Origin of the sequence: Pseudomonas sp. G11-1 (assembly GCF_024031555.1) — a bacterium.
Lineage (GTDB): Bacteria > Pseudomonadota > Gammaproteobacteria > Pseudomonadales > Pseudomonadaceae > Halopseudomonas > Halopseudomonas bauzanensis.
In genome coordinates, this window is sequence record NZ_QEYQ01000003.1 from 127,997 (window position 1) to 147,120 (window position 19,124).

The following is a 19,124-nucleotide window of genomic DNA, read 5'->3' on the forward strand; positions in this document are numbered from 1 at the left end:
GCAGTCTCAACTCAGAAATGCTCGAAGATGACCCATGAACACCTCCGGCTGATGGTGGTGCAGGTTATGCCCGGCCTGCTCCACGATTACCACCTGAGCCTGGGCAAAGTGTTTGACGCGGCCATCCTGCTCAGGATTGGACGCCCAGCTCTCGGCGCCGTACATCAGCAACACCGGGCAGGTGATCGCTTGCCATAAATCGCTGGGTTCCACCGAGGCCACCTCGGCGGCGCCCGTGCCGCGAATAAGATGGTCGTACTTCCAGCGCCATTGTCCATCCTCGGTCGGGCGCATGCCGTGTTCGCAGACATACTCGGCCAGCTGCCGACTGAGCAGCGGATCATGCTCCAGCAGACGCTGTACCGCTGCGGTCACGCTGGGATAACTGCTCGGCCCCCGCTGATCCAGTTCCCGCACCTTGTCCACCCATTCACGCAACTGTTCGCGACGTGGTTTGGCGTCGCGCCTGGCGCGCGCCTGCGGCGAAAAGCCCAGGCCTTCGATCACGCACAACCGGCTGACCCGCTCCGGGAACAGCGCGGTGTAATGGGTGGCGATATTGCCGCCCAGCGAATGGGCCACCAGCGTTACCGGGCGCTCACCCAGTTCGTCCACCAGCGCGGCGAGGTCCGGCACCATGTCGACAATCCCATAGGCTCCGCCGCTGCTCCAACCGCTGTCACCGTGGCCGCGCAGATCCGGCACCACCACATGCCAGTCGGCACGCAACTGGCTCGCCAGTTGATCCCATACCCGCGCATGCTCCAGGCCGCCATGCACCAGAATGAGTAACGGCGCATCACTGTTGCCCCAGTCCAGGTAATGCAGGCGCAGCCCGCGGGAATGATAAAAACGGCTCTGCGGGCCGGTCTGTGCCACCTTGTGCATTCACATGACCTCTCAATGATGTTGGCTGCAGTATAAACACCGGGCCGGCAACCACCGCAGATGATGCGCTATCGGCGCCAGTGATGAAGTAAACTGCACAACAGCCGGTAGCCCACCTACCGGGTCTGGCCAGACATGGCCGTTTCCCGATGAGAAAACCATTATGCAGAAGATCAGCTACATCACCTTATCCCTGGCCCTGGGTCTGACCAGCGCAATCGGCACTGCCCAGGCCTTCAGCCTCAACGACGCAGCCAAATTGACCGGGGCGGTCGCCGCACCCAACTCCACCGCTGCCCAATCCGCCGAGCTGGTGGGCAAACTGACCGAGCTGAACGTCAGCTCCGAACAGGCAGTGGGTGGCACCAGCGCGCTGCTGGGTCTGGCCAAGAACCAGCTGGCCGGTGATGACTACAGCCAGCTGATAGGCAACGTTCCGGCCCTGGCCAACCTGACCGGTGGTGGTCTGGGAGGTCAGGTTGGCAAGGTCAGCGGGCTGCTGGGCAAGTCCAATCCGCTGGACAGCAGCGCTCAGAATAACCTGCAAAATCTGGGTGATGTGGGTAACGCCTTTTCGGCATTGGGCATGGATAGCGGCATGGTCGGCCAATTCGCCCCGGTACTGCTGCAGTTCATTGGCAACCAGGGTGTCGGCCAACCGCTACTGGGTACCCTGACCAACCTGTGGACAGGTCAGCCAGCCGGCCTCTGAGATGGCCCATCCGACGCGCAGCTGCTGCGCGCCGGATAATCCCGGGATCAGCCCATCTGGTGCTCGGGAAAGAACCGTTTCAATTGTTCGACAAGATGTTCGTAATGAATGGGCTTGGGTAGGAAGTCAGCCGCACCGTTGCGGAACAGGGTGATGACATCATCCATATCCGCATGGCCCGACGTAATGATGATCGGAATGCGGTGCCCTTCGGTGTACCGCTCATTGAGTATCTGCAACAGGCGCAAGCCACTCTGGTCCGGCATGCGCAAGTCGGAGATGATCAATGCGATATCCGGATTCCTGTCCAGCTCAATCAAGGCCAGCTTGGCGTTAGAGGCACAGCGACAGACGAAGCCGAGGAGCATCATCGATTCCTGCAATTCCACCAGAATATCTTCATCGTCATCTATCAATAGAATCTTGTTCACCAGGCGCTCGCTACTTGAAAATGAATGAGTAAAAGTGACTTGCAGGCACAGTGGTTCTCAAGCAGATCCCGCAGTATCGCTTTGTAAAGTGACCACCCTGCGAACAGCCTCAGGTTTCAAGCTGCAGCGCATCAGGTCTGTCCTATTGGCAGGGTTATCAAGAACCGCGCGCCCTGATGATGATTTTCGACACTCAGCTCGCCTCCCATCTGGGTAATGATGCCGTAGCTGACAGAGAGTCCCAGACCAGTTCCTTCACCTACCGGTTTAGTAGTGACGAAAGGTTCAAATATCCGGGTCAGCTGGCCTGGACCTATACCATCGCCATTATCTTCAACCGTGATGAAGACTCTGCCTTTTGTCTCCCAACAACAAATTTTGACCCAGGGCTCATGCTCCGGTTCCCGGGCCGCACGCTGGCTGACAGCATATTGGGCATTCAACAGCAGGTTGATCAGAACCTGCTCCAGCCGATCATGGTGCCCGGTGACCTCGGACACTGGCAATAGCTCCATCTTCAGCTCGATGCCCTTCTGTTCCATGCCCTCACTGGTCAACGCAACGGACTCCACCACGGCTTTGCATGGATCGAACAGAACCCCCCGGCTCTCCGAGCGGCGACCAAAAATACGCACATGATCGACGATCCGCGATGCCCGGCTGACCTGGCTCTCCAATCTCGTCAGCTTTTCCTGTAGATAGTCGGTACTCAGATCATCCTTGGCCAGGCGCTTGACCAGATTGGTCAGCGCCATACGCATGACCGTCAGTGGCTGGTTCATTTCATGCGCCAGCCCCGTGGCCATTTCGCCCAGCGTGGCCATTTTTGCGCCCTGATACAGTTGCTCACGGGCATCATGTATTTCGGTATCGTCACGACCGACCGCTTGCACCTCAATCAGTTGGCCACTGTCGTCAAACATCCCTCGCGCCGTCCAGACCCACCAGGCCCGGCGATTACCCGGCAGGTGCAGCAGGAGTTCGCGGTTGCCCACCGGCGTATTCGGCGTCATTCTGGCCATCCATCGCAAGACCTCTTCACGGTCTTGCGGAGCAAGAAACTGCCCCAGATTGGTCAGTCCGGACCGCGTACCCTCTAACCCGAGGGCCGCAACCATGGGTTTATTGGCAAAGGTAAGCGTCAGGTCGGGCAGATAGCGACAGATAATGGCAGGAGAGTCCTCAACCAGAATTCGATAACGCTCTTCACTCTTGCGTACCGATTCCGAGGCTTCGGTCGCTTCCGTCACGTCCATCAGCAGCCCCACCACTTCAGTCGGCATTCCCCGCTCATCGCGTAGCAGCTTGGCTTCATCCAGCACCCAGTGAAAGGCACCATGACAATCGCGCACCCGATAACGGCTGCTGGTATAGCCTGTCTGCAACAGCGTTCTGGTGCGCTCGTAGTAGAGCTGGCGATCTTCCGGATGCAGAAAGCTGGAAAAGCTGTTGTGTTGCCAGTCGCTCAGCGTCCAACCCAATAGCTGATACAAACTGGCACTGCAGAACTCGAAGGCCAGCGCCCCATCGATATAACTCTGAATGAAGATCACCGCCGGCGCGTTATCCAGCAGCCCCTCCAGGCGGGCGCGGGCGGCTGCGGTCTGGGCTTCCTGTCGCCGCAGGTCGCTGATGTCCATGGTATAGCCGACCACCTTAGGGGTCTTACGGCCCACCACCTCCCCACTCAGCCGGTACCAATGGCGGCCATCCCGAACCTGCAGGCAGATCGATTCACTGGCGCCTTCCCCTCTCATTAGCAGTTCCCGCAGGCGGTCGAGCACCTGCTCCCGATCAACCGGGTCGAATATCACCAGCGACTCCTCCAGACCGAGATCACCCTCTGCGCTCAATTCTAAGCCCATGGTATCGGCGAGGTTCGGCGCCATGCTGACCCGTTGGGTATCAGAGTCGTACTCCCACCAGCCAATATCCATCACCCGCTGCAGCACGCTATTGCGCCGCAGGCTCTGTTGCACCTGCAGATAGCGCACCCCGGAACTCAAGGGTGCCGCGAACAACATCAACATACCGACCCAATCGGCCTCGCTGAAGAAAGGCGCCTGACGCTGGCTATCGACGCCCGCCACCACCAGCCACACCCGCACACCATCATGCTCCCGATAGGGCACCAACCAGGCCGACTCGTGACTTACGCGGCAGTGCCAGGTCTGTGGCACCGATTTGTCGGTATCCAGCAGCAACTGGTGCAGATCGGTGGAGTGCCAGGAGAACGGCGGCGCATCCGGCAAGCTGGCATGGGCATACAATGACCAGCCGCGAGGGCCTGGCAACAGCAGCCCAAGCCACGGAATCTGCAAGCGCAAGCGCAGCCCTTCCAGCCATTCCACCGTCAGGCCCTGCATTCGCTCGGGCTCTGCTTCGCGCATCCGCAAAGCCTGGTGCACTGAGTAATCAAGTATCTGGCGTCGGCGCTCCTCCAGCTGCAGACGCAGCACCATTGCAGTGTTATCCAGCAGAAACAGCAACCAGCCATCGCCCTGGGGCAGAAGGCCACCCTGGAAATACAGCAGTTGCCCGCGGCGACCATGCAGCACGATGGAGGACAGTTGGGCAGGCCAGGTATCCGGTGAGCCATATATCTCAGCGGATGGTTGAGCCAGATAGGTGCTCAGGGAAACACCAGAAGGTACCTCGTCAGGAAACAATCGGCGCAGCTCGGCACTGGCGTCCAGGATACAGCCCTGATGATCCAATTGAAGGTAATACCCCTTGCCCAGCACCACATCCGCAACCGCAACCTGGTCGGGAAACCGAGTTTGTTTATCGAGGGACCGGAACCAGTTCATACTTCACACTCCTGTGCCAAATTCGCAGGTTGCAGGGAAAACAGCCCGGTCACAATACATAAGTAGACGCCCTGTAAACCGCTTACCAGAGCGGCTTGGTTAAGCTGCTATCATGACTGGCCCATAACAAGGCAATGGATCATGACTGTGGAAACCTGCATTACCTGTCTGGCCCCAGCCAGCCTCCTCGCCTGGGGTATGTGCTGCGCGATACAGGACGCCCGGCAACGCCGCATCAGCAACGTATTGACGCTTGGCGGCGGCGCCGTGGCCATAGCCTTTCTGGTATGGACCGGACACAGCCTCACCGGTGTTACACCCGGCACGGTCATACTCGGCCTGCTGCTGGCCGTGCTGCTCGGGCTGCCGGGCTATATCGGCGGCAGGATGGGCGCCGGCGATGTCAAACTGCTGGCGGCACTGGCATTGGCCAGCAGCCCTCTTCACGTACTGGGGACAATCGCCGGTGCGTCAGTCGCCATGCTGGCATGGGCGCTTGGCGGCCCGATCATCTGGCGGCGCCTGCCACCCTCCAGCCACGACCATCTGGCCATGATGGATCCGGCCAACCGCAACCGCCTTCCCTATGCGCCGTTCCTCTTCTGCGGTCTACTGGCCAGCATCCTCTGGCTGCACTGACCGCAGCGGCGCTGAGCCCTGATCAGCGCTCGAAGCTACCACCGTCGTCCTCACCGAAGTATTCCGGTATCGGATGGCTGTAGCTGTCCAGCAGGCGTTGCATGCTCAGTTCACGTTCTGCAGGGGTCGCCGTCTGTACGCGCTGACGGGCGGCGGCGTTGCCTTCGCGCTGAACTTGCAGCCACATCTCGGTCTGCGTCTCGGGACGCTCCGCCACCAGCGGCGGCGCAGCATCGCCGGCGACCAGGGTGCAGGAAGTAACCGCCAGCGCCAGACCAGCCAGTATCCGGGTATACATAGTCATCTCATTCTTCATCGGGTAGGCACTCCATGACCGCCAACCCGGGCGTACTCGCGCCCGATGATCGGCATACCAGGGGACGGGCGCTAGCGGAGGGCTTCTGCTCCACGCTGCGAATCTGACGCGCAGCGCCATCGAGCGGAGCAGCTTCTTCCAAGGCCCAGGCGCGAGCGGCAACCGACAACGGTATCGGCGTCACCGACCGCGCCGGTGTCGAAGCGCCAGCGACATCACGAACCGGAACCGGGGCTCGCGCAGTGACCGGCGTTGGCGCAGGAGCCGGGGCAGTGACCGGCGCAGCAATCGGGACTCGAGTCGCCGCGGGCACAGCGGCAGGCGCTCTGGCGGCTGAGCGCACAGGCGCGGCTGCCGGCGCTGCCAGTGAAGCCACCGCCGCCGCAGTTCCCGCCGGCTCCGGAGTAGCCAATGGCTGCACGGCCACCGCCGGCGTCGGCGCACTGGTCTCTTTGCTACGCATGTCCTGGGCACGCTGCTCGGCACGCTTGAAATCATCACTACTGAGTCCCTTGGCGCTGACCAGCTCCCGAGCGCCCTGCCAGTCGCCCTGGTAGATCAGCAAAGCCAGCAAGTTCTGTGGCGCGCGCCTGGAATTCTCGTTCAGCTCCATGGCGGTGAGCAGCTCGAAGCGTGCCTCGGACAACCGCCGCTGGTTCATGTACACCACGCCCAGATCGTTGCGGATCGATTCATTTGCTGGCGACAGGCTGGCAGCGTTACGCAAGTAGCCCTGAGCCTCGGTGTAACGGCCCCGAGCGGCCTCGATCTGCCCGAGCCCATGGTTGGCATCCGCCATCAGACAGCTGTTCAGCAAGCTGCTGTACAGTGCTTCAGCCTCATTGCCATGGCCCAGCACGCGCAGCAGACGGGCCTTGCTCAGGCGCACCTGGGGCACGTCACTGGGCAATCGCTCAAGGTTGGCCAGCGCCGCATGCCGGCGCCCGGCACTGGCCATTTCCTGGGATAGCCCCAGCACCAGTTCCTGATCAGCGGTCAGGGGCTCACAGCTCCTGGGCGCGCTCGCGTCCTTTTGCACCAGCCAGGGTGATTCGCTCACCGAGTTACTGGCGCACCCGGCCAGGCTTCCAGCCAGTAGCAGCATCGCAGTGACTCGCTTCATCCCATATCCCCCAACGCCTGAATAATTGCCACGAAGCCCGGCCCCGCCAAGACGATCAGCAGCGCCGGGAACAGAAACAGCATCATCACCACGGACATCTTTGCCGACATCTTGGAAACCCGTTCCTGCAAGGTGGTCATGCGCCGATCGTCCAGTAATTCCTTCAACGACAGCAGTGACGCCATGGCGCCACCGCCCTGATAGATCAACTGCTCGAGAATGGCGAAGCAGTCGGTCATGTCGTCCACCTGCATCAGGAATGCTACCTGCCGCAGCTCCTGTCCCAGTTCCAGGCCGGCATCCACTCGACCCAAGACCTGGCGCAACTCCACCGCCATCTCCGGCAGAATTTCCGCACCTTCTTGGGCCAGCACGCGCAATGCCTGCTCCACAGTCATGCCCACTTCGAACAGCATGCGCAGCATGGGAATCATCAGCGACACTTCCTGCGCCAGACGCTCCTGGCGCAGGCGTACCTGCGCTGCCAGCACCCGCTTGGGAATCAGATAGCCAATCGCAAAAGCGATGAACAGGGCCAGCCAGGGCATCGCTGGCGGCTCATCCAGCCGCGATTGCAACAACAGTGTCAGCAGTGTCAGACCCACCGGCAGAGCGAGCTGGATGGCGAAGAACAGGGCGCGCCGCCGGCTGCTGCGCCATCCCAGTCGAGCCAGCAGGACCAGGGTCTCGGGGTCGGACTTGCCCAGGCGCGCGGCCCACTTGCGCTCGCCCATGTGCCCCAGCGCCGAGCCGCCTCGATGGGCCCCCAGGCGGGCCATCATCTGCCGCTCCGCCAGGTGCGCGCGCACGCCGAGAACCAGCAGCAAACCGCCAGCCAGCAGCAGCAATAACGCACTGAGCCAAAGCGGATTCATCCGATGCTCCTCATCATGCGCCACAGCAGGTAACAGCCAATCACCTGCATCAGCAGCGCCACCATCAGCACCAGCCGCCCACCGGATTGCTCCCACATGTTCAGCAGCATCTGCGGGTTACTGAGAAAGATATACCCGCCCATGGCCACCGGCAGCCCGCCGAGGACCAAGGCACTGATCCGCGTCTCGCCGGTAAGCGCCCGCAGCTGACGGGCCGCCCGGTCGCGGTCGCGGATCATGCCAATCAGGTTGCCCAGCAGTTCGCTGGCATTACCGCCATAGCGCTGGTTGACCGCCACACCCATGGCCAGGATGTGGAATTCCTCCCGCTCGAACAGTTCGGCGAACTCTTCCATCGCCTCGGCCAGCGGCATGCCGCGCTGCACCGCACTGCGCGTGCGCGCCATGGCGCCGTGCAAGGGTTCCTGGCAGTTTTCCATGCTCAGCAGCATGCCATCACCCAGGGTTCTGCCCGACTTCAGGCTGCGTATCACGTGATCGAGAAACTGCGGCATCTGGCTGATCATTCGCTGCAGGCGCCGGTTGTATTGCCATACCATGTACAACCGCAACAGCACCGGCGGCAGCAGCAGAACGATCAGCAGCATCAACCAGCCGCCAGCCATTAAGGCGAGCAGAATCGCCAACACCCAGACCATCAAGACCAGCACCGCCAGCCACGACGGCATATGCAAACCGGACCGCAGCAGGTCACGTTGCAACCGGCTCAGCTTCATCCGCTGGGGCGCCGTCTGCGGCTCGGCCAGACGTTCGACCAATTGCTCCGAGCGCGCCTCGCGCAGACTACGGCGCAGCAGCAGCACAGCGCCCAATAGCATGAGCAGACAGAGCAACAGCGCGATATTCATCGCCTTGGCATTCCTGGCTGGCTGATATCGGGGCGCAGTTTCTCCCCGGCCGGATTCAGGGCTTCGCGGACAAAACCACCATGTATGCCCTGCTCCAGACGAAACAGTGTGTTGGTCACATATTGGGAGTCACGCAGGCTGACCACTTCAAGCACCTCGGCCACGCAGCGCCGGCCATCACTGGTGCGAGTCAGTTGCACCACCACGTCGATTGCCGAGCAGATGGTCTGGCGCAGGGTGCGGTCATGCACCTGGATACCCGACAGACCCACCAGAGTTTCGAGGCGCAGCAGCGCGTCCTGGGCATTGTTGGCGTGCACTGTAGTCATCGAACCATCGTGGCCGGTGTTCATCGCCGTCAGCACATCCAGCACCTCGATACCGCGAATCTCCCCCAGCACGATGCGGTCCGGGCGCATCCGCAGGGCGTTGCGCACCAGCTCCCGCGCCGTCACTTCGCCGTGCCCATCGGCATTCGGCGGGCGGGTTTCCAGGCGTACCACGTGGTCGTGCTTGAGCTGCAGCTCAGCGGTATCTTCGATGGTGACGATCCGCTCACGCGGACTGATCATCTGGCTGAGCATATTCAGCAGAGTGGTCTTGCCGGTCCCGGTACCGCCACTGACCAGCACGTTGCAGCGCTTTTTCACCATCAGTTGGAAGAAATCGAGAATCGCCTGGTCCAGCGAGCGTGAGGCCAGCATATCGGTGCTTTTCAGCATGTCGCGGGAGAATTTGCGCACCGACAGACAGGGCCCGTCCAGGGCAACAGGGGGGATGATGGCATTGACCCGGCTGCCATCGGGCATGCGCGCATCCACCATGGGCGAGGACTCATCCAGGCGCCGGCCCAGCGGGGCCAGAATGCGCTGGATGACCCGCAGCAGATGGTGATCATCCATAAAGCGCAGGTCGCTATGGTGCAGCACGCCATTGCGCTCGACGAAGATCCGCTGCGGTCCATTGACCAGGATTTCGGTGACCGTCCGATCGCGCAGCAGTATTTCCAGAGGCCCGAAACCAACCAGTTCATCCACCAGTTCCTCGGTCAGCCGGTCTGCTTCATAGCGGGACACGGCGAACTGGGAACGGCGGGTGTAGTCCGCCACCTTGGCGGCGACGAACCGCACCAGAGCCTGTCGTGGACCGTCCAGCAAATTGTCCGCTTCGTCTTCCAGCTCATCGATGATAAAGCGGTGCAGCTGCGCCTTCAGCTCCGCTACCCCCGGCCCGAGTCCGGTGTGCATTTGACTGTTCATTTGACCAATCCGACGAGACGCTGCACCAGGCCCGGCGCGGGCGCGTTGGCGTCGGGTGTCAGCTGCGCGACCAGTTCGCCAAGGGAGCGGGTAAGCGGATCGCGCGGCGCCAGCTGAAACAGGTTGATGCGTTGATTGCGGGCCTTCAAGCGCAGCTCGGCGCTGGCCGGCAGCGCTGCCAGCACCGGCATCTCGAAGGTCCGGCCAAGGGCCTTGGCGTCCGGAGCCACGTTGCTGAAGTGACGGTCGATCAGCAATCGGGCGTGGTCCAGCTTGACTCCATCGTTACGCCACTTCAGCAGCAGATCCAGATTGCGGCGACAGCAGGACACACTCGGGTCGACATACCAGCACAACTGGTTGGCCTGCCCCAGGAAATTACGCAGTACCTCGCTATCCGGCTGGCCCGTCAGATTGACCAGAACCTGGTCGAAGTTCTGCCGCAATGCGGCGGTCAGCAGAAACAGTTCCGATGAGCTGTACAGGCTGATCTGTCCATCCGTGCCGCCCGACGGCAAGACCCGCAGCCCACTGTCATGTTCGACAAAGGCACTATCGATCAGGCTGCGGTCGATCCGCCGCAGATTGCGTACCGCGTCGGAGAAGACAAAGCTGGGCTCAAGCGCCAATACATCCAGACTTTCGCCAACCGGCACACCCAGATCCACCAGCAGGGTTCGCTGCCCGCTTTTTTGCATGGTCAGCGCCATGTGTGCCGCAATCAATCCCGCATCGGCATCTGGTTGGTTGCCGAATAGCAAGGTCAGGTTGCCCTGTTGCTTGCGTGCCGGCAGCGCCGGCAGGCGCTCGGTGATACGCCGCACCAGACCCAGCACCTCACTGCCGCGCAAGCCCTGGGTAACAAAGTCCCGCGCTCCGGCACGCATGGATGCGATTACCAGATCATTGTCGAAGCCATCGCCGAGGACCATCACCGCCAACAGCGGCCGGGCCTCCAGCAGGCTTTCTATCAGCGCGCACTGGGCCGACAGGTTCTCCCGATCCACACCGACGAACACCAGCGTGGCACCCGTGGCATCGATCAGCCCGAATAGCTCGTCCAGGCTCTGGCTGGTGCGAAGCACCTGTCCCATGGGTGCCAGGGCGGTCTGCAGCCAGGAGAGATCAGCCTCCAGCTCGGTGCAAGCCAGAAAGGTCTGTGTCATTGCAGCGCTCCTCACCAGGACAGGCCATTGTTACGGTCGAAATCGCCGTTCTCGAACAGCAGCATTTCCAGCACCGAGGGGTCATAGTTACGCAGCTGCTCGCCCGGTAGCGCCGGTAGCTGCGCATCCGCCGCCAGCGGGTTGACCAGCCGTGGGGTAACGATCATCAACAGTTCCTTATCCTCGCGCTGCATGCCGGAGTTGCGGAAGAAGGCTCCCAGGATCGGGATATCCCCCAGGCCCGGCAGCTTATCCACTGCCGAGCGGCTGCTGCTGTTGATCAGGCCACTGATGACAAAGCTCTCGCCATCGGCCAATGAGATGCTGGTATCGGTACGCCGTATATTCAGCGCCGGCACCTGGATGCCGGCAATCACCACACCCGCGTTGTAATCCAGCTCGCTGACCTCCGGCGCTACTTTCAGATGAATGCGGTTGCGATCAATCACCGTGGGCGTCAGGTTCAGGCGGATGCCGTATTCCTTGTATTCGATCGACAGTGAATCGCTGCCACTGCTGGGGATCGGCACCGGAAATTCGCCCCCGGCCAGGAAACTGGCGCTCTGGCCGCTCAGCGCCACCAGGCTGGGGCGCGATAGAGTGTAGGCAAAGCCGCTGTTCTCCAACGCGTTCAGCGCGCCGAGAAATTTGCTGCTGCCACCACCCCAGACAATATTGAATCCATCCCCCGACAGCGGCACCTGCGCCCCCGGCGTCACCCCGCTGACCCCTCCCACCGGCACACTTTCCACCAGACTGCTACCCGGCGAGCCAAACAGAAAGTTGTTCGACGCAGTACCGAAAATCCGAATCCCCACTTCCTTGAGCTTGGTGCGGTTGACCTCGACAAAGCGGATATCGGTCTGTACCTGGCTGGGCAGCGGTGCCTCCGCGCTATCGGCCAGCAGCGGCCGGGCCAGTGCTGCGGTGGCTTCCCCCTCGACAAACAGCATGCTCTGCTGCGGCGTGCTGGCGCAGCGCGTCCACAGGCTGACGGTAGTGACCCCCGGTCCCTTGCCCAGCAGCAGCACGCTGTCGCGGTTCAGCAACCTGGCCTCCCCCACCTCCGGGTTGCCCACCGCAATGCGCGTCACCGGCACCGGCAACTGCAACTGCTGGTGCTGGCCCTGGCGTACTTCCAGCGTACTTGGCCACTGCGCCAGAGCGGCGCAGCCAGTGGCCGCGTGGCCCAGCGCCAGCGGGCTGGCCAGCCCGGTAACCAGCGCGCCCAGGGCGAGCAAAATACGTTGGGGATTCTTGATCAGCATGGTCTGCATCCTTGACTCGCTCAGGGGTATTGGCGGGAAACATCGCTACCGTGATAGACCGGAATCCCGGCCGGACGCGCCGGTGCCAGCCCCGGCTGCGGACGCTTGACCTGGCGCAGGGCCAGCTTCTCGAATTGGAATAGTTGGCGGTTCAGTTCTTCGACCTGGTCTTCCAGCGCCGTGCCGGCCTGGTATCCGGCCAGCAGCTTCTCGTCGATACTGCGCACCGCCAGACGCAGCTTGCCGACCTCGCTGGCCAGCATGAAGCGGGTGGTCAGTGCCGCCGGCAGCGCCAACACCGCCGTGCGCGCCTGCTCAACCCGGCGGTTGGCACGGCTGTCCTGCTCCTCGGCAGATGCCGGTGCCATCAGCGGCTCGCCAGTGCGATCCGCCCCCAGCGCGCTACCCACGCTCAGCACCCGCAGTGCCGGCACCACCACCTGCACGGTGCGATCACTATTGCGCTCGTCATCACGCAGGAACAGCAGCACATCCACGTAGTCACCGGGCTGGATATGCCCGCCGCCACTGATCACCTCATCCACCTGGATGGCCAGCGCCCGCTCTTCCGGGCGGATCATCCGCGCCAGTGGACCGCCGGTTTCGAAGCTCGCTTCATTCAGTACGGTGCCGGCCGGCAGATCGCGCCACACCACCCGCCCCAGCAGCGGCTCGCTCTCGGTAAAGCTGCCCGGCGGGGCCACGCGTAGCTCCTCGATCAACAGATCCTCGGCACTGATCTCACTCATCGCCGCCACCGCCTGCGCCAGCACCACCACCGGCACCCGCTCCTCTTGCTCACGCGCCGGCAGGCTGGGCAGTTCGACGCTCGGCGCGGCAACCGCAGGTGCTGGCTCCGCAACCGCCTCGACCACCTGCGGCTGGCGGCTCAATGACAGCCCCCAATACCCCGCGATGACCGCTCCGACCAGCAGCAAGCCCGCCAATACCATGGTTACACGACTGTTCATTGCGGCACGCTCCTTGGTAGCCATGGCAGGAAATCAGCTGGCCCAACCTACTCGACCCGGCAAAAGCCGGGCACTTATGAGCATGGATTCTAGTCAGACAGCAGCGCGATATCCTATTGCCATATAGTGCTAGTACTAATTGCATAATTACTTTTGCGGCATTAGCCGCTAGGCTTGCGCTACATGTACCTCCCTGTCCGCATGACTGTGGATAACTACCTGCACCGGGCACCGGTAAGGACGTAAGCAATGAACACCAAATTGATCATGTTGATGGAATCACTGCGCTCTTTTATCAAGCGTGAGGATGGGGCTTCGGCGATTGAGTATGCATTGATTGCTGGGTTGATTGCTGTAGCGATTATTGTTGCTACAGGTGAAGTAGGTGATGCAATTGTCGCAAAATTTGGAGAAATAAAAGACGCCCTTGCGCCAGAGGCTTAAATCGGGGTCAGTGCAGAATGGCACTTACTCGGAATAAAAGAGGTCAGGTACATTTACGCTCCTAGAATAATTGGGGTCAGAGTAAAGTTTAAACTCTGCACTCCCGTTTAACCGGACGCCCTACATGTTGGCACTGGCCACAGTGCCAACATCGTCTATTATATTGCTCTACAACACCCCTTCCGCCTATTGATCGGTTTTGCCGCGACATAAGTACCGACGAGTCGCAGCCCGACGGGCCACCACACGAAACGGATATTCAGAGGTCGCCCGTGAAAAACAACCAGCCCATCACTCAGCATGAAATCACCTTCCCCGCCAGCCAGCGGTTGATCTCCGCCACCAATGCCAAGGGCGTAATCGCCTACTGCAATGACGAGTTCGTTGCGGTCAGTGGTTTTGACCGTGAACAGTTGATTGGCAGCCCGCACAATATCGTCCGCCACCCGGATATGCCCGAGGCAGTGTTCGCGCATATGTGGTCGTACCTGAAAAGCGGCAAGAGCTGGATGGGCATCATCAAGAACCGCTGCCATAACGGTGACTATTACTGGGTCAATGCCTACGTCACGCCGATTCTGGAGAATGGCAAGATCACCGGTTACGAATCGGTGCGAGTCAAGCCGGAGCCGGAGCAGGTGCGCCGCGCCGCAGCGCTGTACCAACGCATGCGCAATGGTCAGCGCCAGCCGGCTGCCGGGCAGTCACTGGTCAATCTGGCAACCCAACTGGCCCCGCCACTGGTCGCCACCGGCATTGCCGCAGTGGCTCTGCACAATGGCCAGTACTGGCTCAGCCTCGGCACCAGTGCGCTGCTGCTGTTCGGCCTGCAGGCACTCGCCCTGCACCGCCAGCGGCGTACCTTCAGCAGCCTGCACGCCACCGCCGGCGACAGCTTCGACAGCGAGCTGATCGCCCTGACCTACAGTGATGCCCCGGCCCCGATTGCCCGCCTGCAACTGGCAATGATCAGCGAACAGGCACGTATCCGCACTGCGCTGAGCCGCCTCAATGATTTCGCCATCCGCACCTCGGAGCTGGCATCCACCAGCGGGCAGTTGGCCGAGCAGTCCGCCCAGGCACTGCGCAAGCAGCGTGATGAGGCCGACATGGCAGCTACCGCGATGAACCAGATGGCGGTGTCGATCACCGAAGTGACCCGGCATATCCAGGACACCGCCAGCGCCGCCCAGCAGGTCAATGGCCTCAGCCAGACCGGTTCGCAGCAGGCGCAGAATACCCGCCAGGTCATCGAGCGGCTGGCTGATACGGTAAGCCATATCAGCCATTCGGTGAACAGCCTCGCGGCGGAAGCCCAGTCGATCCAGACGGCCGCCGACATGATCCGCGCCATCGCCGAACAGACCAACCTGTTGGCTCTCAATGCTGCTATCGAAGCGGCACGCGCCGGGGATCAGGGCCGTGGTTTTGCGGTGGTCGCCGATGAAGTGCGCGCGCTGGCCGGTAAGACTCAGGTATCCACCGAGCAGATCCAGCGCATCATTGGCTCTCTGCAACAAGTCGCCACCGAAGCGGTAGAGATCGCCCTCCAGGGCAGCCAGGAAGCCCAGACCGGCGTACAGCAGGTGGTGGAAACCCAAGAGGCGCTGGATGGCATCACCCAAGCCATCGCCCAGATCCATGTCATGGGTGAGCAGATGGCAGCGGCCTCCAACCAGCAGGCTGACGTTGCCGAGGATATCTCACGGCAGATTACCAACATCGCCAGCGTCTCCGACCAGAACGCCGAACTGGCGCAACGCTCAGCTCAGACCGGCAGGGACATGGAAACCACCGCCCAGGCATTGCATACGCTGGTGGAACGCTTCAACCGCTAACGGTAACAGGGTTCAGCCGCACAGCATTATGTTCCGGCTCGGCTTTTCGCCTTGTGGTTTACAGGTCGAGCCAATACCATTGAACGCTTGGATAAATGTGACTCAGGATAGTGAGAATGCGCTCTTTTCTTTGGCTGCCCCCGTTGTTTATCGCCGCATCCTTTAGTCTGGCGGCGCAAGTTGCCGCCGAGCAGCCGGATCAGACCGCCGTCATCACCGCCGGCCAGTGCTGGGTCAACGCGCCCATCAAGCCGCGCCCCCTGCACGAAGACGTGGAAGTCGTGTTGCAGGAGCCCAGTGTCCGGTATTCTGTCACCCCGGCACACCTGCGCGAAGGGCTGCAGCAGGTAGTGACCCGCGAGGGTGTGAAAACCTATCGCGTAATGCCCGCCACCTTCAAGGAGGTAACGGAGCAGATCCAGGTCAAACCCGAGACACAGCGCTCTGTGGTAGTCCCCGCCGTGTACGAAGCACGTGAAGCAGTGCTTACAGTGGAGCAAGCCAAGACCGTGCTTGAGCCCTGTCAGGCCGCTGGTACGCGTTACGGCAATAGCGGCGCGATGGCCTTCTGTGCGAAGGAGATCCCCGCCAGGGAAGAGACTGTCCAGGTCAACGTATTGGTCGAGCCCGAGACTACCCGGGTGATCACTGAGCCGGCGGTGTACGAGACCGTGACTCGCTGGGTGGTGGACCAGCCCGCGCGGGTGGTTGAAGTAACCACCGAGCCTCAGCTGGCCACGGTTGCGGTTGTCGAAACAGTGAACCCGGAAAAAGTCGAGCAGCGCACCGAGCCAGCAGTGACCCGCACCGTGAATATCACCAAGTACCAGGGCGAGCCGCAGATCGTGCTCAGACGCGCGGTGTGCGATTCGGACCTGCAACCTGCGCTGATCAGCAAACTGCAAGCTGCGCTCAGTTCCAGAGGCTACAGCCTCGGCAACATTGACAGCCACCTGGGCCAGCGCACCATTGCCGCGCTATCGGACTATCAGGCTGACAATGGCCTCGCCGTCGGCGCGGTAACCTACGAGAGTCTCGAGCTGCTCGGCGTGCGCTGAAACAGTTGATTCAGCGAAGGCTGGGGTAATGGGTTGTCGAGCACCCGCTCGACAACCGGGTGGCGCGACGCGGCCGGTGCTGCAGGCGTAGCAGGGCGCGGCTCATTACTCGACCTTTAGTGGGTCAACCAGCAGTTCCCGTGACGGTATCTTGCCCACTCCCATCAGCAGATGAACTCTGGGCTGCGCACCACCCGCGGGGTTGATTGCGCGGTGCAGCACATCCACCCGTACCAGCCAGGCAGAACCGTCCGCTGGTAGATGGACGCTTTCGATCCGACCATCGGGCAGCCGCCACTGGAACAGCGCATCCGGATTCGTCACCAGAGGAATATGCAGGCGCCAGGCCTCCCGCGACGCGTCGGTATGAAAAGGCATCTCCTCGCCCTCGCTTTCGAGTTGCATGAAGCGCGCCCGATAGGGGGCAACTGCCGTGGCCTCGAGATCGTCCATCACCTCAGCCAGATAACCGGTGCAGATCTCGGTGCGCGTCACGCCGCGCCGGTTGCCCTTGCCGTCCACTACCTTGCCCGCGCCCTTGGCGGAGGAGATGCGGCGAACGCCATCGTCCACCGAACCGTCACGACTGGTAACGGCCCAGCCTAGGTAATCGACACGGTTGTCCCTGTAAGGCATGGGGGCAACCGTTGCCCTGGTTCTTTCGAAGTGCTCGCGCAGGCTCGATACATCCACCCGGAAATCCGCCAGTCTCGCGCATAGCACCTCAGCAAAAGGTAGCTCATCACCTTGGCGGGCGAAGTCAATGGCGGGGATCATCTTGGTCATTGCAACGGCTCCGGACTTCAGGTGGTGGAAATAAGCGGCGTATCCAGACAGATAATGCTCGACATCGTCGATACGCACGCGAAACGCCTGATGACGAATAAAAAAACTGCCGAGTATTCTTGCCGGATTGCGAAAGTACATCGCGTATTCCGGCCAGAAATGGCCGTTCATCAGGTAAGCGGCGCGAAAATGCAGCGCCCGGTCGAACTTGTCTGGATCGATCTCGCCCAGCAGATGGCGATGCTCCGGGCTTTGGGCAAGGCGTTCGAGCATGCGCTGCGCCGCCATCATCAGCTCAAGTAGCGTTGGAAAGGTGGTGATCCGCTTCTGCACGAAATCGAGATGGTCGGCGATGTTGCGAATGCCGAAGCGGAAATAGCGTTCCTCCGGACGGTAAAGGGTCAGCTCATTGACGCAGTAACCCAGCCAGTGATCGTGGGCCTTCCAATGCTCCCGCGCAATGAAGCTGTCGAACGCCTTTTCCACCATGGCCAGCCAGCGCCCATCGCCGGTCAGGCGGTACAGACGCATCAGACCGAAGGCCGCTTCGCCGTCGTAATAGATGATGCGGAACGCAGCCTTGACGTCGAGTGCGGGATAATTCAGCACATGCACGAATTGCCCGGTGTTCGGGTCCTGCATGTGACAGATACCCAGCGCCAGTTCTTCCAGCAGCGGTAAATGCTGGTCGCTGTCGAACAGCTCGCTGTATTTGACCAGGGCCAACAGGCACACGGCGTTGCCGCCCAGCTTGATTTCATTGCCCACATCCAGCAGAAACGCCGCACGCTCACCCGTCGGCAGCACTACGCGCTGGATCAGCTCCGAGCACAGATAGCCGAGCCCTCTTTCTATAGCCTGCGCCAGGGCCGGTTCGCCGGTGATTTCCCAGGCCTCGAGCATGGAGTACAGCGTGCTGGCGTGGCGCAGCGTGTTGTAGGCGTTGATCGGGCGGTCGAAGCAGGGATGCCAGCCATAGTGGAAGCGCCCGTTCTCCCTGACCTGGGAGGCCAGGTAATTCCCGCTCCGTTCGATCAGCCCGCGCACGGTGTCGGCATCGCAGTCAACCACACGCCGACCGGCATCATAGCCGGTGGCGTGGAGCGCCAGGGGTGCTGTGTCGGGGTCGCAGTACAACCCCTCGGTGGTCAGCACATACACCGGCGCGTCGTCGGCAAAATCCGGCACCAGGCCGGGGAAGCGTCGGCCCGCATACAATTTGAAATTCTTCTCGTTGAGCAGCGCGTGGCTCACCTGACTGCCGCCGTATAGCATGGCGTTGCCGTTGAGCTCACCTTCGAGAAACGCCCTGTGGAAATTTGCATCCAGGGCCAGGCCATAGCGGAAATAATTGCGTTTGATTATCTTGAGGCTGGCTCTCAGTGTCCTCCAATCCAGCGACTGGGCCTGGGTTACCCAGTCCGCCCGCAACCAGCACACCTGCATATCGCGACGCGCGGCGAGACGTTGGCAAGCGGCGCTGATCTCGGTCCACAGCACCTCGAAATCCGCGCCGCTGCCATGCACCACGGCGGCCCGCCGCTGCCCGTCGCTGAACGACAGAAACAATGTATGCCGCGGCCAGGGCGCCGGCAGCGCGGCGATCCGCTGCGCCAGCGCCGGCCGCATTTTTTCCAGCAGCTGCGGGAGGGCGTTATTCATGCCTTTATC

General features: G+C 61.6%; 16 protein-coding genes and 2 pseudogenes. 6 read left to right on the forward strand and 12 right to left on the reverse strand.

Annotation, left to right across the window (positions count from 1 at the left end; genetic code table 11):
* Positions 1-6 precede the first annotated feature (6 nt).
* The gene (locus tag DHB74_RS10870; RefSeq protein ID WP_499161448.1) at positions 7-888 is read right to left on the reverse strand and encodes an alpha/beta fold hydrolase; all 882 of its coding nucleotides are present in this window, start codon (positions 886-888) and stop codon (positions 7-9) included.
* Positions 889-1,051: 163 nt separating this feature from the next.
* On the opposite strand from DHB74_RS10870, the gene DHB74_RS10875 reads away from it, so the two are divergent.
* Positions 1,052-1,600, forward strand: a complete 549-nt coding sequence (locus DHB74_RS10875; RefSeq protein ID WP_499161449.1) for a DUF2780 domain-containing protein — start codon at positions 1,052-1,054, stop codon at positions 1,598-1,600.
* 47 nt (positions 1,601-1,647) lie between these two features.
* On the opposite strand, the gene DHB74_RS10880 is transcribed toward DHB74_RS10875, so the two are convergent.
* Together DHB74_RS10880 and DHB74_RS10885 are read right to left on the reverse strand one after the other, a co-directional pair.
* On the reverse strand, positions 1,648-2,031 hold the full coding sequence (locus tag DHB74_RS10880) for a response regulator (protein WP_235818252.1): 384 nt from the start codon (positions 2,029-2,031) through the stop codon (positions 1,648-1,650).
* Positions 2,032-2,162: 131 nt separating this feature from the next.
* A complete protein-coding gene (locus DHB74_RS10885; RefSeq protein WP_499161450.1) occupies positions 2,163-4,841 on the reverse strand; it encodes a PAS domain-containing sensor histidine kinase in 2,679 nt (892 codons plus the stop codon).
* A 141-nt stretch (positions 4,842-4,982) separates the two neighbouring features.
* Here DHB74_RS10885 and DHB74_RS10890 point away from each other — a divergent pair, with 141 nt between their 5' ends.
* Complete coding sequence (locus DHB74_RS10890) at positions 4,983-5,480, forward strand: prepilin peptidase (RefSeq protein ID WP_499161451.1); 498 nt, start codon at positions 4,983-4,985, stop codon at positions 5,478-5,480.
* A 22-nt stretch (positions 5,481-5,502) separates the two neighbouring features.
* Here the strand turns inward: DHB74_RS10890 and DHB74_RS10895 are convergent, their stop codons facing one another.
* Genes DHB74_RS10895 through cpaB form a run of 8 tightly spaced genes read right to left on the reverse strand, consistent with a single transcriptional unit; the run spans position 5,503 to position 13,327 of the window.
* The gene (locus tag DHB74_RS10895; protein ID WP_499161452.1) at positions 5,503-5,796 is read right to left on the reverse strand and encodes a DUF3613 domain-containing protein; all 294 of its coding nucleotides are present in this window, start codon (positions 5,794-5,796) and stop codon (positions 5,503-5,505) included.
* Entirely contained in the window at positions 5,786-6,919 is a 1,134-nt protein-coding gene (locus DHB74_RS10900; RefSeq protein WP_499161453.1) for a tetratricopeptide repeat protein, read from the reverse strand. Before DHB74_RS10900 ends, DHB74_RS10895 begins: the two co-directional genes overlap by 11 nt.
* Entirely contained in the window at positions 6,916-7,794 is an 879-nt protein-coding gene (locus DHB74_RS10905; protein ID WP_499161454.1) for a type II secretion system F family protein, read from the reverse strand. The genes DHB74_RS10900 and DHB74_RS10905 overlap by 4 nt, the downstream gene beginning before the upstream one ends.
* The gene (locus DHB74_RS10910; protein WP_036991492.1) at positions 7,791-8,663 is read right to left on the reverse strand and encodes a type II secretion system F family protein; all 873 of its coding nucleotides are present in this window, start codon (positions 8,661-8,663) and stop codon (positions 7,791-7,793) included. The genes DHB74_RS10905 and DHB74_RS10910 overlap by 4 nt, the downstream gene beginning before the upstream one ends.
* On the reverse strand, positions 8,660-9,922 hold the full coding sequence (locus tag DHB74_RS10915; RefSeq protein ID WP_036991494.1) for a TadA family conjugal transfer-associated ATPase: 1,263 nt from the start codon (positions 9,920-9,922) through the stop codon (positions 8,660-8,662). The genes DHB74_RS10910 and DHB74_RS10915 overlap by 4 nt, the downstream gene beginning before the upstream one ends.
* Positions 9,919-11,088: a CpaE/TadZ family protein gene (locus tag DHB74_RS10920; RefSeq protein WP_280165007.1), complete on the reverse strand. Its 1,170-nt coding sequence runs from the start codon at positions 11,086-11,088 to the stop codon at positions 9,919-9,921. The genes DHB74_RS10915 and DHB74_RS10920 overlap by 4 nt, the downstream gene beginning before the upstream one ends.
* Positions 11,089-11,099: 11 nt before the next feature.
* A complete protein-coding gene (locus DHB74_RS10925) occupies positions 11,100-12,356 on the reverse strand; it encodes a type II and III secretion system protein family protein (RefSeq protein ID WP_499161455.1) in 1,257 nt (418 codons plus the stop codon).
* 20 nt (positions 12,357-12,376) lie between these two features.
* On the reverse strand, positions 12,377-13,327 hold the full coding sequence (cpaB, locus tag DHB74_RS10930; protein WP_499161456.1) for a Flp pilus assembly protein CpaB: 951 nt from the start codon (positions 13,325-13,327) through the stop codon (positions 12,377-12,379).
* 249 nt (positions 13,328-13,576) lie between these two features.
* Between cpaB and DHB74_RS10935 the strand changes: the two genes are divergently transcribed.
* The 4 genes and pseudogenes from DHB74_RS10935 (at position 13,577) to DHB74_RS10950 (ending at position 16,667) form a co-directional block, all read left to right on the forward strand.
* Entirely contained in the window at positions 13,577-13,771 is a 195-nt protein-coding gene (locus DHB74_RS10935; protein WP_499161457.1) for a Flp family type IVb pilin, read from the forward strand.
* Positions 13,772-14,043: 272 nt separating this feature from the next.
* Positions 14,044-14,373, forward strand: a pseudogene (locus DHB74_RS10940) (PAS domain-containing protein); the annotation flags it as partial.
* 744 nt (positions 14,374-15,117) lie between these two features.
* Positions 15,118-15,609 (forward strand): annotated as a pseudogene (locus tag DHB74_RS10945) (methyl-accepting chemotaxis protein); the annotation flags it as partial.
* A 116-nt stretch (positions 15,610-15,725) separates the two neighbouring features.
* Complete coding sequence (locus DHB74_RS10950) at positions 15,726-16,667, forward strand: peptidoglycan-binding domain-containing protein (RefSeq protein ID WP_136868521.1); 942 nt, start codon at positions 15,726-15,728, stop codon at positions 16,665-16,667.
* 105 nt (positions 16,668-16,772) lie between these two features.
* On the opposite strand, the gene DHB74_RS10955 is transcribed toward DHB74_RS10950, so the two are convergent.
* Positions 16,773-19,115 (reverse strand): hypothetical protein, encoded by a 2,343-nt coding sequence (locus DHB74_RS10955; RefSeq protein WP_499161458.1) that lies wholly within the window; start codon positions 19,113-19,115, stop codon positions 16,773-16,775.
* Positions 19,116-19,124: the final 9 nt, after the last annotated feature.